Raw genomic sequence first — 14934 nt, 5'->3', positions numbered from 1 at the left:
TGACGACACACCAGAAATCAACAACACGGTATGGATTTGTTGTGAAGGCCGAGCCAAAGATGACAAACCGTCGGCTACACGGGCGCGGCGAGGTCGTCCGAGGTGTGAGGGAGGCAGTGCGCGCCGACAGCCGCCCGCACCGTCGCTCAGCGGATCGGCTCTGACAGTTCCCCCCGCAACCGCTGGGCCCGCAGCACCAGTTCGAGTTGGAAGCGGCGGTCCGGGTCGTCGACCTCGTCGCCCCACAGCTCGCGGATCTGCCGCATGCGGTAGCGCACGGTCTGCGGGTGTACGCCGAGCCTGGCCGCCACCTCCGGTGCACCGCCCCGGGTCTCCAGCCAGGCGAGCAGCGTCTCCGAGAGCCGGCGGCCCTGGGTGGGGCCGCAGTCGGCGAGCGGGGCCAGGCAGCGGCGCGTCAGGTCCTCGATGAGTTCCTCGGGTGGCAGCAGGACCAGCGCCTCGGTGTGCTCGGTGCAGTCGAGGAGCTCACCGGACGGCAGCAGCTTGCGCTCCATCAGGCGCACCGTGGCGGTCGCCCAGCGCAGCGACTTCGCGGCCTCGGCCAGCGGCACCTCCGGGCCGATCGCGCCTGACCAGCCCTTCATCGCCCGGCGCAGCAGCTCGGTACGGCCGGCCGACCCCGGGTCGGGGACGACCATCAGCGGCTGTTCGCTCTCCATGTCGAGCAGCACCCCCTGCCCCACGGCCGGCGCCACGCACTCGCGGGCCGGGCGCAGGAGTACGGCGACCGCCACCCGCTCCGGCAGTGTCCAGCCGATCCGGGCGGCGTGCTCGGTGAGGGAATGGGTGGGGTCGGTGCGGTGTTCGGCGAGAAGCACCTGGGTGAACTTCCTTTGCAGGCGCAGTCGTTCACCGGCCTGGCGGGCGGCGGCCTCGGCGTAGCCGCGTACCGACTGGTCCACCAGACCGTCCAGATAGGCGAAGCCGGACTCGGCCAGTTCGTACATCGCGGGCGGCGGAATGCGGACCTGCTGGCCGATTTCGGCGAGCCTGCGCCAGGCCAGCCGGACACCGAGCCGGTAGTAGGCCTGGAGGGAGTCCAGCGACCGGCCGTGCAGCCCTTCGCCGCGGCCGAACTCCTGGAACACCTCCAGGTGGACGGGCGGCCGGGTCGCGTCCTGCACCACGAGGTGCTGCACGAAGTCTTCGAGCGCGCGGCGGATGCCGACGAGAGCCGTCAGCTCGCCGGACTCGTCGAGGATGAGTGGTACCCGCGGGTACTCGCGGCGGATGCCGTCGAGTATCTCCTGGGCGAGGGACGGGACTTCGTCCATCGCCCGGTCGGTGAACTGCCTCACCTGGAGGCGCGGCACATCCTCCCAGGCCGACCCCGTGGAGCGGGCCGGACCCCCCGATCGCGCCAATCCTGCCGATCCCGCGGGGCGTTCAGCCATGCGTCGTTCCCCGTCCACTCGTGCGCTCGGGTCACTTCATGCGCTCGGGTCACTTCCGTGGCGTCGCCGTCTGATAGCTGATCAGCGGCACATTGGGCTGGTCCGGGGTGACGTTCAGTAGGGCGACGACACCGAGGGCCGCCCCCACGGCGAGCGCGGCGGCCACCACTGCGGTCAACGCTGCGGCTAGAAATCTGGGCATGGTCGGATCAGCCTCTCTGACGCTGTGACCCCACCGGTGCCGCCGGCCCCGTCCGGCAATGGCTCAGTGTCAACAATGCATTGACAGTCCGTCAAGGGGCCGCCTACGGTTCCCGGCCCATAAGCATGTGCACGTATCCGCCGACTCGTTCCCGCCGGCCCCACTGGAGTGCCCGTATGCGTCGCACCGCTTCCCCCCTGTCGCTGATCCTGCTGGGCGCAGGCGTCTTTCTGCTGGTCCTGGCACCGCTGCTGGCCTGGTACGTCGAGCCACGCGCCAAGCGCACCCCGATCGACGTCGATGTCACCACGGTGTTCACCGGCACGGGCAGTTACTTCGACACCACGAAGATCGAAACGGTCGACGACGAGAAGCTCACCATCACCCGGCAGGTCCGGGGCGATGTGGCCGAGAGCGAGAAGAGCGGCCGGGCCGTCTGGGACGTCTCCACCTCGGTCGACACCAAGAAGTCGCTGCCCGCGGCCGACACCCACGACTCCCTGCAGTGGACGCTGGAGCGGTGGGTCACCGACCGCCGCACCAACGAGCCGGTGCACTGCTGCGACGAGAAACCCGCCTTCGACGGCGAGGCGTACCTCAAGTTCCCCTTCGACGTACAGAAACGCTCCTACCGCTGGTGGGACAACACGCTCGGCTCGACGGTCCGGCTCCGCTACGACGGTACGAAGAAGATCCAGGGCCACCTGGGCCACCGCTTCACCGGCTCCGTGAAGCCGGTGAAGACCGGCACCAGGCTGGTGCCCGGACGGCTCGTGGGGCTGCCCGAGCGCAGCCAGGTACTCGCCGAGGAGTGGTACGCCAATCACGGCATCGAGCTGGTCGTCGACCAGCGCACCGGGCGCATCGTCAACGCCGCCATCGGGCCGCGCAAGACACTGCGCGCGCCGGGCGGGAAGCGGGACGCGATGGTGCTGCTCGACAGTGAGCGGATGGAGTTCACCCCGGCCACGCAGCGCGCGCAGGTGGCGCTGGCCTCGGACGACGGCGACCGGCTGAAGCTGGTGGGCGAGACGCTGCCGATGGGCGGTGGCGTGGCGGGTCTGCTGCTGGCCGCTTCGGGTGCGGTGCTCGTCGTACGAGGCCGTCCACGTCCAACTACGCAGCAAATCATCATAATGTGAGGACTCATCAGTTCTCAGTGGGCCCGAACTTGTCATCGAGGTGAGTAGCCGCATCCGACGGTGTGGCGAAAACTGACCTCCCCACCCCAGCTCGGCCCCAACCCGGTTCGGCTCGTCCCCGGGAACAGTCCCGGAAAGCTCGGAACGGTTCCCGCTCACAGCCCCGCAGCAGTTCGGCAGTCCCGTACAGCCCCACCCGGTTCCGCACCCTGAAACGAGTTGGAGCTCGCATGCCCCAGCACGTACCCCCCACTCTGCACGACGCGAAACCCCACAGATTCCAGGACCCGCAGCAGGGCTCGGAGCCGCTGCGAGAACCACGCAGGATCGTTTTCCTCTCCCGCCGCGATCTCGGAAATCCCGCGGCCGGCGGCTCCGAGCTCCTTGTGGACCGGCTCGCCGACGGCCTCACCGCGCTCGGGCACCAGGTGACGCTGCTGTGCGGGGGCCCGGCGGCGTACCGGGGCTACCGGGTCATCTCCGCCGGTGGCGACCTCGGTCACTTCCTCAAGGCGCCCAGCACCTTCGCCCGCCGGATCGGCGACTGCGACCTGTTGGTCGAGGTCTGCAACGGGCTGCCGTACCTCACCCCGCTCTGGCACCGCGGCCCCACCCTGTGCCTGGTCAATCATGTGCACACCGAGCTGTGGGGCATGCGTTTCCCGGGCCCGGCGGCCGGTCTCGGGCGACGCCTCGAACACTGGGCGCTGTCCGGCGCGCAGCGCAACAATCTGCTGGTGGCCGTGTCCGCGTCGACGGCCGGTGCGCTCGGCGCGCTCGGCGTGGACCGCGACCGGATCCGCGTCGTGCACAACGGGGTCGAGATTCCGGCCACCCGGCTGCCCCGCTCCCGCGAGCCGCTGTTCCTGGCGATGGGGCGGCTCGTCGAGTACAAACGCATCGATCTGCTGCTGCGGCTGTGGGAACGGGTGCGGCCGGTCACCGGCGGAAAGCTGGTGATCGTCGGGGACGGGCCCGAGCGGCAGCGTCTCGAAGCGCTCGCCGGCCCCGATGTGATCTTCAAGGGGCGGGTGTCGGAGGCGGAGAAGCATCAACTGCTCTGCGCTTCTTGGCTGTTGCTCCATCCTTCCGCGGTCGAGGGCTGGGGTCTGGTCGTCACCGAGGCGGCCACCCGGTCCACGCCGGCGATCGGCTTCGACGTACCCGGCCTGCGCGACTCCATCGAGGACGGCGTGACCGGTGTGCTCGCCCGCGGTGAGAGTTCCTTCGCCGCCGCCTGGTGCACGCTCACACTCAGCGCCGAGCGGCGTGCGGCGATGGGGGCCGCCGCGGCGGTGCGGGCCGAGCGGTATCTGTGGAGCAGTACGGTGCACCAGTTCAGGGCAGTGGCGGCCGAAGCGGCGGGTGCGACCGGGCCGGCCGGTGTGACGGCGGGTGCGACCGAACCCCCGCGCGCGACGGCGGACATGACCGCGGATGTGACAGCGAACGTGACAGCGGGTGTGGCCGAAGTGGCTGCCTCGACCGTACGAGCCGCCGCACCGCGGCGGGGGTGAGCCGGTGAAGGACCCCTCCCTGCACAGGTCCGTCACCCTCTTCCGGGCCTTCATGCGCGAGCAGTCCGAGCCCGAGCTGTGCTACACGCTGCTGGCCCGTGACGCGGCGGACCAGTTGGAGCGATACACCCCTCTCGACGGCCGGGTCGTCGTCGATGTCGGCGGCGGGAACGGGCACTTCACCGAGGAGTTCCGGCGGCGCGGCGCGCAGGGGTTCCTCTTCGAGCCCGACATGAAAGAGCTGAGCGCGGGCGACCGCAAGCCGGAGGGCGCGGTCGTCGCCGACGGGTATCTGCTGCCGCTCCCCGACGGGGTCGCCGACATCAGCTTCGCCTCCAATGTGCTTGAGCACGTGGAGGATCCGCAGACCTTCCTCAGCGAGATGGCCCGGGTCACCGCCCCCGGCGGGCTGATCTACGTCTCGTTCACCAACTGGTACTCCCCCTGGGGCGGTCACGAGTGGGCGCCCTGGCACTACCTGGGCGCCGAGCGGGCCCGGCGCCGCTATCAGCGGCGCACCGGGCATCCGGCCAAGCACACTCTCGGCGAGAACCTCTTCACCATCCATATCGGCACCACCCTGCGGCAGGTACGCGCCCGCACCGACGTTCAGGTCGTGACGGCCCGTGCCCGGTACTGGCCGTGCCTGCCCGCGCTCATACCCAAGGTGCCGGTGCTGCGCGAGTTCGCCACCTGGAACCTCCTCCTCATCCTCCGGCGGTGTCCATGACCAGCACGCTGCAGGCACCCCCTCAGGCACCGGTGCCCGCTGCCCCACGCGCACCGGGTCCGTCCGAAGGCCCGCGCTCCCGGCGCTGGCTGTTCGGATTCTGGGCGGTCGTCCTGGTCGCCCTGCTGGCGGTCTCGCCCGGCCGGATGACCTTCGACACCAAGCTGGGTGTCGTCGTCGACCCGTTCAAATTCGCCTCGGACCTCGGGGAGTTGTGGCACGACAGGTCGGGCTTCGGCGGCATCTTCGACCAGTACGTCGGATACGCCTTCCCGATGCTGCCGTTCCACGCCCTGGCCGATCTGGTCCAGCTGCCGGTCTGGCTGGCGGAGCGGCTGTGGATCTCCCTCATCGTCGCCACCGCGTTCTGGGGCGCGCTGCGCCTGGCCGAGCGGCTGGACATCGGCTCCGGCCCCGCCAGGCTGCTCGGCGCGGTCGCCTACGCGCTCTGGCCGACGTACACCATCGTCATCGGATCGACGTCGGCTGCCGCGCTGCCCGGCGCGATGCTGCCGTGGGTGCTGCTGCCGCTCACCAACCCGCGCACCAGCGCCCGGATCGCCGCGCTGCGCTCCGCCCTGCTGATCCCCTTCATGGGCGGGGTGAACGCCGCGTCCACCCTCGCCGCGCTGCTGCCCGTCGGCCTGTACCTGCTCACTCGGGCCGGCACACCGCGCGGGCGGTCGCTGCTCGCGTGGTGGCTGCCGGGAGTGGTCCTGGCGACCGCCTGGTGGGTCGTGCCGCTGCTGATGCTGGGGATATTCGGCGAGAACTTCTTGCCGTACGTCGAGCAGGCCGAGACCACGACGGCCACCATGTCCGCCACCGAGCTGCTGCGCGGCGCCGGCAACTGGGTCGCGTATCTGAACTTCGGTGAGGCCTGGCTGCCCGCGGGCTGGGCGGTCGCCACCGCCGTGCTCGCGGTGCTCGGCTCGGCCTTCGCCGCCGCGCTGGGACTGGCCGGCCTGGCCCGCCGCGACCTGCCGGAGCGTCGCTGGCTGCTCCTGGTCGTACTGTCCGTCGTCCTCGTGACACTGGCCGGGTACGCCGGATCGCTGGGCGGCCCCTTCCACTCCGTCATGCAGGACTGGCTGAACGGATGGCTGGTCCCCTTCCGCAACATCTACAAGTTCCAGTCGGGCCTGGCGCTCGCCCTGGTCCTCGGCCTGATGCACATCACCGCGGTCGCCGCCGAACAACGCGGCGCGCGACCGCTGCCCGGCCGCCGCTTCCTGCCGCTCGTGGCCGCGGTCCTGGTGCTGCCCGGGCTGGCGTTCCCGTACCTCAACGGGAGCATTCTGCAGCCCGGTTCGTTCAGCAAACTGCCCGGCCACTGGGAGGCCACGGCCGACTGGCTGAAGAAGTACTCCCCCGACAGCCGGGCCCTGGTCGTGCCGGCCACCGCCCACGGCCTGTACACCTGGGGCTCCCCCATCGACCAGCCGCTCGACGTCCTCGCGGACTCGCGCTGGGCGCAGCGCGACTATGTGCCGTTCGGTACGCCGGGCAACCGGCGGGCCATGGACGCGGTCGAGCAGGCACTGGTCTCGGGCAGTGAAGTGCCGGGCCTGAGTGACTACTTGAGCCGGGCCGGGCTGTACTACGTGGTGGTACGCAACGACCTCGACCCGGACCAGATCGGGTACGTACCGCCGCAGACCGTGAAGCGCACCCTGGAGTCCTCCGGCTACCGCCGCGTCACCGGCTTCGGCCCGGTGCTCACCGGCGGGCGCATCCCCGACGACACCCCGGTACAGATCGAGGGCCTCTACCCGCGCCAGCAGGCCGTCGAGATCTACCAGCCGAACACCGCCACCGAGCGGCCGGGCCGGGCCGGGCTGCGCGAGGCCGCGGACACGGCTGTCGTCAGCGGCGGGCCCGAGGCCCTGCTGCGGCTCTCCGCGGACCCGTCGATGCGTCGGCGGCCCGCCGTACTGACCGGGGACAGCCACCCCGGCGTCGGCGCCCCCGAGGTGCGGGCGGTCGGGGACGGGCTGCGGCGCGCCGACACCCGCTTCGGCCTGGTCAACTCCAATACGTCGTACACCTACACCGCGAAGGAACACAATCACCCGGGGGCCGTGCAGGACCCCGGCGCGCAGCCCCGGCAGATCCTGCCGACCGACGGGGTGCGGCACCAGACCACGGCGGCGCTGCGCGGCGCGGAGTCGGTGACGGCGTCGAGCAGCGGCAACTGGCTGTTCCATCTGCCGCAGTACGACCCGGTGAACGCCTTCGACGGCAACCCCGACACCGCGTGGGCCGAGGGCAGCGCCGCTTCGCCGGCCGGCGAGTGGCTGCGGGTCGACTTCCGGCAGAAGGTGTCGGTGCCCTCGTCGATCGGGCTCACGCCACTGCCCGGGGACGGGGTTCGGGCCGCGCCCACCGTCGTGAAGGTGGAGACCGACCGGGGCTCGAAGACCAGCCCGCTCCAGCCGAACGGCATGCCGCAGTCGGTCACCGCGCCGGAGGGCGAGGCGAGTTGGCTGAAGATCACCATTGTGGACGCCCAGCAGGGGCGGCCGGGACTCACCGGGGCGGGCTTCACGGCCGTGTCCGTGCCCGGGGTGCAGGTGACCCGGCTGCTCTCGCTGCCGGAGGACACGGCGGGCGAGCCGGAGGCCACCGGCTCCGAGGTGTTCTCGCTGCACCGGGGCAGCGACCCGGGCGGGCTCTCCCCCGCCTCGGCCGAGGTCGGTCTGCACCGGCAGTTCAACTCCACGGCGGGCGGCGACTACGCGCTGCGGGCGACCGCACTGCCGGTGCCCGGCGACGCGCTCGACGAGCTGCTGTACCGGATCGCGCCCGAGCAGCGGAGGCGGGTCACCGCGACCGCCGACTCGACGGCGAAGCTCGGTGCGTCACTGACGCCGCGCAACCTGGTCGACGGCGACCTGACGACGTCGTGGATCGCCGGGGACCGCGCCGTGCTGCATCTGCGCTGGCCCGGCAAGCGGCCCGTCGGCGAGATCGTCTTCGCGGCGGCGGGTGGGCTCTCCACCCGCCCCGAACAGGTGGAGATCAGCTCCCCGGACGGGGCGGCGACCGCCTCGGTCGACGAGAACGGCCTGGCCCGCTTCGAGCCGATCAACACCGACCGGCTCGACATCACCATCTCGCGGTCGGCGCCGCTGACCATCCACAACCCGGTCGCGAACGGCGAGATGCAGCTTCCGGTGGGTCTGAGCGAGGTGTACGTCCCCGCTCTTGAGGAGTTCCGCGTCCCGCAGCCCGACCCGGAGGAGAAGTTCGAACTTCCCTGCGGGCAGGGCCCGGTGCTCTCCATCGACGGCACCCTGCACGCGACGAGCGCGCAGGGGCGGCTGGCCGACCTGACGGAGCGTCGGCCGATCGAGGTCGCACTGTGCGCGGGCGAGCAGCGCAACGGGCAGGCCGAACTCTCGCCGGGCACACACCGGGTGGAGGCGGGCGACACCGGACCGCTCGCGATCACCGACATCACGCTGACCCGGGGCAGCGCGTCCGCGCCGGCCGCCGAGGCGCGTGGGCTCACCGTCACGGACGGCGCCGGTGACCGGCGCACCGTGCGGGTGGCGGCGGGCAAGTCGTCGTACCTCCAGATGTACGAGAACGAGAACTCCGGCTGGCACGCGACGCTGAACGGCAAGGAGCTGCCGTCGGTGCGGCTCGACGGCTGGCAGCAGGGTTGGCTGGTCCCCGAGGGCGAGGGCGGCACGGTCCGCCTGGAGTACGAGCCCGCGCGGTGGTACGAGGCCGGGCTGATCGGCGGCGCGATCGGCGTCGCCCTCCTGGTGGGCCTGGTGCTGTTCCGGCGCCGCACCCGGAATCCGGACCTCGCGCAGCAGGTCCCGCCGCCCGCGCCCGGCCCGGTGCTCGGCGTCGCGGCGCTCACGGTGGCGCTGGTCGTGGTGGCGGGCCCAGTGGCCCTGCTGGTCCCGGCCCTGGCCCTGGTCGCCCACTTCCGGCACACGCTGCTGCCCCCGATCGCGCTGGTCGCGATGGCGGCGGCAGGCATCGCGGCGGCGGCCGACGCGGGCGCACCGCCGTCCACGGACGCGGGTGCGTTCGGCCCGGCGGCGCAATTCCTGGCGCTGACGGCGCTGGTGGCGGCCCTGGTCACAACGCGTTCCGACAGCACGGGCCGGAGCCCGGCCACGAGCACGCCGGGCGGCGGGCCGGACCAGGGAGCCTCGGGAACGCACCCCAACCCGGCGGCGCCGGGCTCCGGGCCGTACCCGCCACCGGGCCGAGGCGGAGGCGCCGGGGCGCCGGGCGCCAACCCGCCCCCGGCGCACACGGGTTGGGGCGCCGACCTGGAGACCCCGCGCTCGGGAACCGACCCGGGAGCCCCGGGCTGGGGGCCACCGCCCCCGGCAGCTCCGGGCCGCCCCGACCCAGACCCGGACGCCTCGGTGTGGGGGCCCGCCCCCGGCGCGCCCGCCGCGGGCCCCGCCCCCGGGCCGGATCCGCGGGCGGGCGGGGGCTCGTACCCCGACTCGGGCCGCTCCCGCTCGGAGGCCCCGACCATTCCCGGCCCGCGCCAGGCCCCGGACACCGGGAGCGCGAGCCGGACCCCGGACCCGCCGGGCCCGGAAACGGCGGCCCGGCCTGGGACTTCGCCCCACGCGGGCACGGGGAGGGGCCCGGACCCCGAACCGGTCGACCAGCCGCCGCCCGGCCACCGCGCCGAGCCCGGCCCGCGCACCCGTACCGGCCCGGAGGTTCCGGGCACTCCACCGGCAGGACCGGCCCCGAAACCGGGTCCGTCGGACGCGGCGGGCCCCGCCGACAACAGCGCGGAGGAGAACGACAGGTGACCGCTTTGCAGCATCCGTACCCCGCCCGGCACGAGGGACCGGCGCCGCGGGTGCCCTTCACCGTCGTCGACGAAGTCACCCGGCACTGCCTGGAGCCGCGCGAGCCCGAGACCGTACACATCGAGGTGCACCTGCCACGGCGGCCGGACCCGGACCGACTGCGGGCCGCGTTCACCGAGGCCCTGCGGCGCCACCCGCGCATCCTGATGCGGGAGGCGCCCGGGCCCTGGTACCGGCGGCGGTACGAGTGGGAGCTCACCCGCGAGCCCGACACGGACGTCGTGACCTTCCTGGAACCGGGACCCGACGTCCTGGAGCGGGCGCGCGAGCGGGCGCTGACCGTCGCACCGCCCCTGGCGCTCTCCCCGCCGGTGCGGCTGGAGGTCATCGACCGCGTCCTACTGCTGGTCATCAACCACACCGCCCTTGACGGCCCCGCCTGTCTGCGGGTCCTGGCCACCGCCGCCGACATCTACGGAGGCCGCGACAACGCCCCCGCGACCCCGCCGGTACGCGCCGCCGCACCACAGAGCGCACCGGAGCCGCCCGGCCCGGGCGGCGGCACCGGTTTCGCCCCGGTCGCCCGGGTGGCCCACGGCGCGCCCACCGGGGGCGCGGGCAACGGGATGCTGATCGCCGAGCTGCCCGTACCGCGCAGGCCGAAGGGTGCGCCGTACACCGTCAATGACCAGCTGATGGTCGCCACCGCCCGGATGATCGCCGCTTGGAACCACGAGCGCGGCAGCCGGCCGCGCCCCATGCGTATCACCATGCCCGTCGACGACCGGACCCGCGGGCTCGACATGCCGATCGGCAACGGGACACGACTCGTCGAAGTGCCTTTCCAGGTGGCGGAGTTGGCGGGGCATCCGGACGTTTCCGAGCTGTTGCGGCGCACCGCCGAGCGCACCCTCGCCCTCAAGGCCGTCACCCGCCCCCAGCTCGGCCACGGCGCCGCCCTTCTCACCGCGCCCGTGCTGCCGGTCGGCATCCGGTCGGCGCTCACCCGCGGGCTGCGCCGGGCCGCCGCGCCCTGGACCTCCACCACACTGCTCAGCAACATCGGCCGAATCCCGTACCCGCTGGACTTCGGCGAGGACACCGGCCGCGCGACGGCCGTCTGGTTCTCGGCGCCCGCGCGGATGCCGCGCGGTCTGACCGTGACCACGGCGAGCACCGGCGGCCGGCTGCATTTGGCCCTGCGCTGGTCCGGCGCGCTCCTCGGCCCCGGCGACGGCGCCCGGCTGCGCGACCTCTTCGAGCAGTACCTCGATGCCACCTCAGAGGGAGGCGGTCCTTCATGACGAGCACCAGCACACTCTCTTCCGGCCTGCCGGGCGGGTCCCCCCGGCCCTCGGGTCTGCGCGAGTTCTATGAGGACCCCGCCGTCCCGGTCGCCTCCGGCGACGCCCGCAGCCTGCGTCAGGCGAGGATGCTCGCCGCCGCGCTCGGCCCGCCCGCTCCCCCGGCCACCGTCCTCGACATCGGCTGCGGCGACGGCACGGCGGCCGCCACCGCCGCGCCGCTCATCTCCGGCCACCGCGTCATCGGCGTCGACTGGTCACAGGACGCGCTGCGCCGCGCGTCCATCCGCATCAACCACGTCGTACGCGGCGAACTCACCGACGGGGGACTGCCGTTCGCGGACGGCTCCGCCGACGCGGTCCTCTTCAGCGAGGTCATCGAGCACCTCGTGGATCCCGACAGCGCCCTCGACGAGATCCGTCGCGTCCTGGCCCCGGGCGGCCACCTCATGCTGTCCACCCCCAACCTCGCCGCCTGGTACAACCGTCTCCTGCTGCTCGCCGGGGTCCAGCCGGTCTTCTCCGAGGTCAGCCTGCGCGCCATCCACGGCCGGCCGGGGCGTGAGGTGGTGGGCCATCTGCGCCTGTACACCGCCCGCGCCCTGCGCCAGTTCCTGACGGCGTCGGGCTTCGACGTCGTACGCATCGCCGGGGCGCCGTTCCACGGCGTACCGCGCCCCCTGCGCCCCGTCGACCGGCTCGCCTGCGCGGCACCGAGCGCGGCGTCCATCCTGCTGGTGCATGCCCGCCGTCGCGCCGGGGACTGACCCCGATGTGGTGGGGAGTGGCCTCGGCACTGCTCGCGAACGTCCTGTACAGCACCGGTTTCGTTCTCCAGAAGCGCGCGCTCGCCAAGCTTCCCGAGCTCAGTGTGCGCAGCCCCGCTCGACTGGTCCGGCTGCTGCTCGGCAAGCCGCTGTGGATCGCGGGCTCCCTCTCGCTCGGGGGCGGATTCGCCGCGCAGCTCGTCGTGTACCGGACCCTGCCGATGGCCGCCGCCCAGGCGATCTTCGTCTCGGGCCTGGTCCTGCTGCTGCTTCTGTCGTCGCTCTTCCTGGGCGAACGGACCTCGGGCCGCGAGCGGTACGCCATCGCGGCTATCCTGGCGGCCCTGCTGATGGTCGTCGCTTCCCTGCGCCAGGACGCGGACAGCGTCGGCCGCAGTTCACCCGCCCCGCTGATCCTGCTGATCAGCGGCCTCGCCCTGGCCGCGGGTTACTGGCTGTACGTCGCGACCGAGCGCCGCACGGCCCGCCGGCACCGCAACCGGCCGCCGCCCTCCGGCGTCGAGTACGGGGCGGCGGTCGGTCTCGTCTACGGAGTGAGCTCCCTGGCCATCAAGGGCGTCTCCGCCCACCTCACCGCGGACACCCTCCACGACCCGGGCGGGGCCGCACTGGACCTGCTGGCGTCCCCGTACCCGTACCTGCTGCTGGTCACCGGCGCGACCGGCCTGGTGCTGTCCCAGTCGGCGCTCCAGCGCTGCCGGGCTTCGCTGATCGTGCCGGTGTGCACGACGGTCTCCTGCCTGTTCACGGCGGTGCTCGGCACGCTCGCCTTCGGCGAGTCGCTGCCGGACGATCCGCTGCGGCTGGCCCTGCGGGTGGCGGGCGCGGCGCTCGCCGTCGCGGTCCTGCTCACCCTGACCACCCAACCCGCGCCCGAAACCAAGGAGTTGCACCGTGAACCCCGATGACCCACTGCTGAAGATCATCGCCTGCCCGCTGGACAAGGGCCCGCTCACGCTGCTCGTCCTGGAGGACGCCCTCTACAACCCGCGGCTGCACCGGCGTTACCCGATCGTCGACGGCATTCCCCAACTCCTGCCGTCCTCGGGCGAACAGGTCGCAGAGGACGAGCACCAGCGCCTGCTGGGCCTGACGGCGGGCCCCTGAGAGACGAACGGGGCGGCTCAGCCCGTCACGACGGTGCGCTGCGCCGAGAAGTCGCCCCATTTCCCGTCCGGCAGCTTGGCGCGGAGTTTGATGCTGTAGCGGGTACCGGCGGGCTCGTTCACAGTGAAGCGGTACGTCGCTTTCCCCTTCGGCGGGTCGGCGCCCCAGACGATCATCGTGACCAGTTTCCCGTTGAGGTACAGCTGGTGCTCACGTATCTCGCCCCCGGCCTCGGGCGGCGTCCACTCCAGGTCGATGCCGCGTTCGCCCTCCTCGGTGCGGGCCTTCGCACGCAGGGCGGTCGGCGCGGTGGACGGGCCGCCGTCGGGCCCCGAAGCGGTCGTCAGATCAAGGGTGTTGCTGTCCTTCGATGAGTTCTCGGCAGCGTCCCTGGCCCGCACGGTGAAGCTGTAGACGGTGCCGGGCCGCAGCCCGGTCACACGGGCCGTGGCGGCGGCGCCGGACACGCTGTGGATCCGTGAATCCTCCTGATAGATGTCGTACGACGTGACCCCGATGTCGTCCGCGGCCCGCCCCCAGGACAGACTCACCGCACTGTCCCCGTCGGCCCGCCCCCGCAACTTCACGGGCTCGGAGGGCGCCTTGCGGTCGTCCGGCGTGGGAGCCGGGGTGGTGACGGGGGCCGCCTTGCTGGGCGCGGAGAGATTCCCGGCGGCGTCGCGCGCGCGAACGGTGAAGCTGTACCCGGTCGAAGGGTCGAGCCGGTCGATGTCGATCATGCGCCGCCCGGCCGCCACAGTCTTGACCTTGGCACCCTTCTGATACACCTCGTACGCGGTGACGGCCTTGTTGTCGGTGGCCCGGTCCCACATCACATGCACGGAAGTGGCACTGCCCGCCTGGACGGTCACCTCTTCGGGGGTGGAGGGGTCGGCGGTGTCGCGGTCGGGTTCGGACGCACAGGCGGTCATCAGAAGCAGGGCGGAACAAGCCAACACGGCGCATACGGTGGGGCGTTGCACAGCCGGACCCTTCATACGAAGTTAATGGTCCAGACCTGTATGCCATGGGTGACGGCGGCGGGCAAGGGGTGGGGGGCGGTGACCTCACATTGCGTGGTGCGGTCGGACGGGCCGGCCGCTGCTGAGCGCGCTGCGGGTGACGAAGACCCGAGGGCGGTAGCCGTTGAAGCCCGGGTACCGCCACCGTGCGGACCTATGCGCGAGCAGCACGAAGAAACCCCGCCAGGAACTACCTGGCGGGGTTTCGACTTCATCGATCCACCGGGATCACTGCTCGTTCAAAGCAGCTCGCAGATACGCGATCAGATCACCCGGCGGCACCTCGACCCAGGAGGCTCCGGGCACCCCGACGCGGGCCTCATAGCTCCCCCCGTCCAGCTCGTACACCAGGACCTGACGGCTCGCTCCGTCGAACAGATCCACTCGCAAGCGGACGGCACCGTGCGAGATCGTCGGGAACATGTGCCGCAGTGTCTCGTCCGCGTGGAGGCGACGGAGAAGGTCCCATTGCCGCCGGTGGAATTCGGCCGAGAGAAGGTCGGCCCACTGCGAAGAAGTGGGCTCTCCCCTCCTGAGCGCCCTGGCGAATTCGTCGAGCTCCAGGAACGTGAACCTCGCCGCCAACTCGTCGAACGGCACACGTTCGCGCCATGCGGCGACCATCTCCACGAGCAACCCGAAATTGTCCGTCGAGCCGATCTCCCAGGAAAACCCGGGAATGTCCCCGGTGGACCCGGGAATGTGGACACGCACCCGGAACAGACGCTCCACGGTCGCAGGAACGACCGACACAAGGCCCCTCGCTGTTTCGATGGTGATGGCGTCGATGGCCGAGGGTACTGGCCAGATTTCGCCTCCGCGCAGCTTCGCGGCCTCCTTCATCGCCGACACAAGGCCGCCCGCAGCGGTCACCTCCGGGTACAGGTCTTTCCGGTCGGAGTTCATAT

The 14934-nt window shown here is 72.0% G+C and carries 12 protein-coding genes; 8 read left to right on the top strand and 4 right to left on the bottom strand.

Annotation, left to right across the window (positions count from 1 at the left end):
* Nucleotides 1-146 precede the first annotated feature (146 nt).
* Complete coding sequence (locus ACLLJJ_RS35855) at nt 147-1415, bottom strand: helix-turn-helix domain-containing protein (protein ID WP_434598846.1); 1269 nt, start codon at nt 1413-1415, stop codon at nt 147-149.
* A 49-nt stretch (nt 1416-1464) separates the two neighbouring features.
* On the bottom strand, nt 1465-1617 hold the full coding sequence (locus ACLLJJ_RS35850; protein ID WP_434598845.1) for a hypothetical protein: 153 nt from the start codon (nt 1615-1617) through the stop codon (nt 1465-1467).
* A 176-nt stretch (nt 1618-1793) separates the two neighbouring features.
* Here ACLLJJ_RS35850 and ACLLJJ_RS35845 point away from each other — a divergent pair, with 176 nt between their 5' ends.
* The 8 genes from ACLLJJ_RS35845 to ACLLJJ_RS35810 all read left to right on the top strand — a co-directional run bounded on the left by ACLLJJ_RS35845 (nt 1794) and on the right by ACLLJJ_RS35810 (nt 13004).
* Nucleotides 1794-2759: a DUF3068 domain-containing protein gene (locus tag ACLLJJ_RS35845; protein ID WP_434598844.1), complete on the top strand. Its 966-nt coding sequence runs from the start codon at nt 1794-1796 to the stop codon at nt 2757-2759.
* Between the two features lie 230 nt (nt 2760-2989).
* Nucleotides 2990-4276: a glycosyltransferase family 4 protein gene (locus ACLLJJ_RS35840; protein ID WP_434598843.1), complete on the top strand. Its 1287-nt coding sequence runs from the start codon at nt 2990-2992 to the stop codon at nt 4274-4276.
* 4 nt (nt 4277-4280) lie between these two features.
* Nucleotides 4281-5006, top strand: a complete 726-nt coding sequence (locus tag ACLLJJ_RS35835; protein ID WP_434598842.1) for a class I SAM-dependent methyltransferase — start codon at nt 4281-4283, stop codon at nt 5004-5006.
* Nucleotides 5003-9805, top strand: coding sequence for an alpha-(1->3)-arabinofuranosyltransferase domain-containing protein (locus tag ACLLJJ_RS35830; RefSeq protein WP_434598841.1), 4803 nt, complete (start codon nt 5003-5005; stop codon nt 9803-9805). The genes ACLLJJ_RS35835 and ACLLJJ_RS35830 overlap by 4 nt, the downstream gene beginning before the upstream one ends.
* Nucleotides 9802-11109, top strand: coding sequence for a condensation protein (locus tag ACLLJJ_RS35825; RefSeq protein ID WP_434598839.1), 1308 nt, complete (start codon nt 9802-9804; stop codon nt 11107-11109). Before ACLLJJ_RS35830 ends, ACLLJJ_RS35825 begins: the two co-directional genes overlap by 4 nt.
* On the top strand, nt 11106-11876 hold the full coding sequence (locus ACLLJJ_RS35820; protein ID WP_434598838.1) for a class I SAM-dependent methyltransferase: 771 nt from the start codon (nt 11106-11108) through the stop codon (nt 11874-11876). The genes ACLLJJ_RS35825 and ACLLJJ_RS35820 overlap by 4 nt, the downstream gene beginning before the upstream one ends.
* A 17-nt stretch (nt 11877-11893) precedes the next feature.
* A complete protein-coding gene (locus ACLLJJ_RS35815; RefSeq protein WP_434598837.1) occupies nt 11894-12805 on the top strand; it encodes a hypothetical protein in 912 nt (303 codons plus the stop codon).
* Entirely contained in the window at nt 12792-13004 is a 213-nt protein-coding gene (locus tag ACLLJJ_RS35810) for a Trm112 family protein (protein ID WP_434598836.1), read from the top strand. Before ACLLJJ_RS35815 ends, ACLLJJ_RS35810 begins: the two co-directional genes overlap by 14 nt.
* A 17-nt stretch (nt 13005-13021) precedes the next feature.
* Here the strand turns inward: ACLLJJ_RS35810 and ACLLJJ_RS35805 are convergent, their stop codons facing one another.
* Both ACLLJJ_RS35805 and ACLLJJ_RS35800 read right to left on the bottom strand, forming a co-directional pair.
* A complete protein-coding gene (locus ACLLJJ_RS35805) occupies nt 13022-14002 on the bottom strand; it encodes a fibronectin type III domain-containing protein (RefSeq protein ID WP_434598835.1) in 981 nt (326 codons plus the stop codon).
* 252 nt (nt 14003-14254) lie between these two features.
* Nucleotides 14255-14932: a hypothetical protein gene (locus tag ACLLJJ_RS35800; protein WP_434598834.1), complete on the bottom strand. Its 678-nt coding sequence runs from the start codon at nt 14930-14932 to the stop codon at nt 14255-14257.
* Nucleotides 14933-14934: the final 2 nt, after the last annotated feature.

Source organism: Streptomyces sp. A5-4, from assembly GCF_051131715.1.
Lineage (GTDB): Bacteria > Actinomycetota > Actinomycetes > Streptomycetales > Streptomycetaceae > Streptomyces.
Note: the sequence above shows the minus strand (reverse complement) of the source record. Positions and strands in the feature narration are given on the sequence as shown.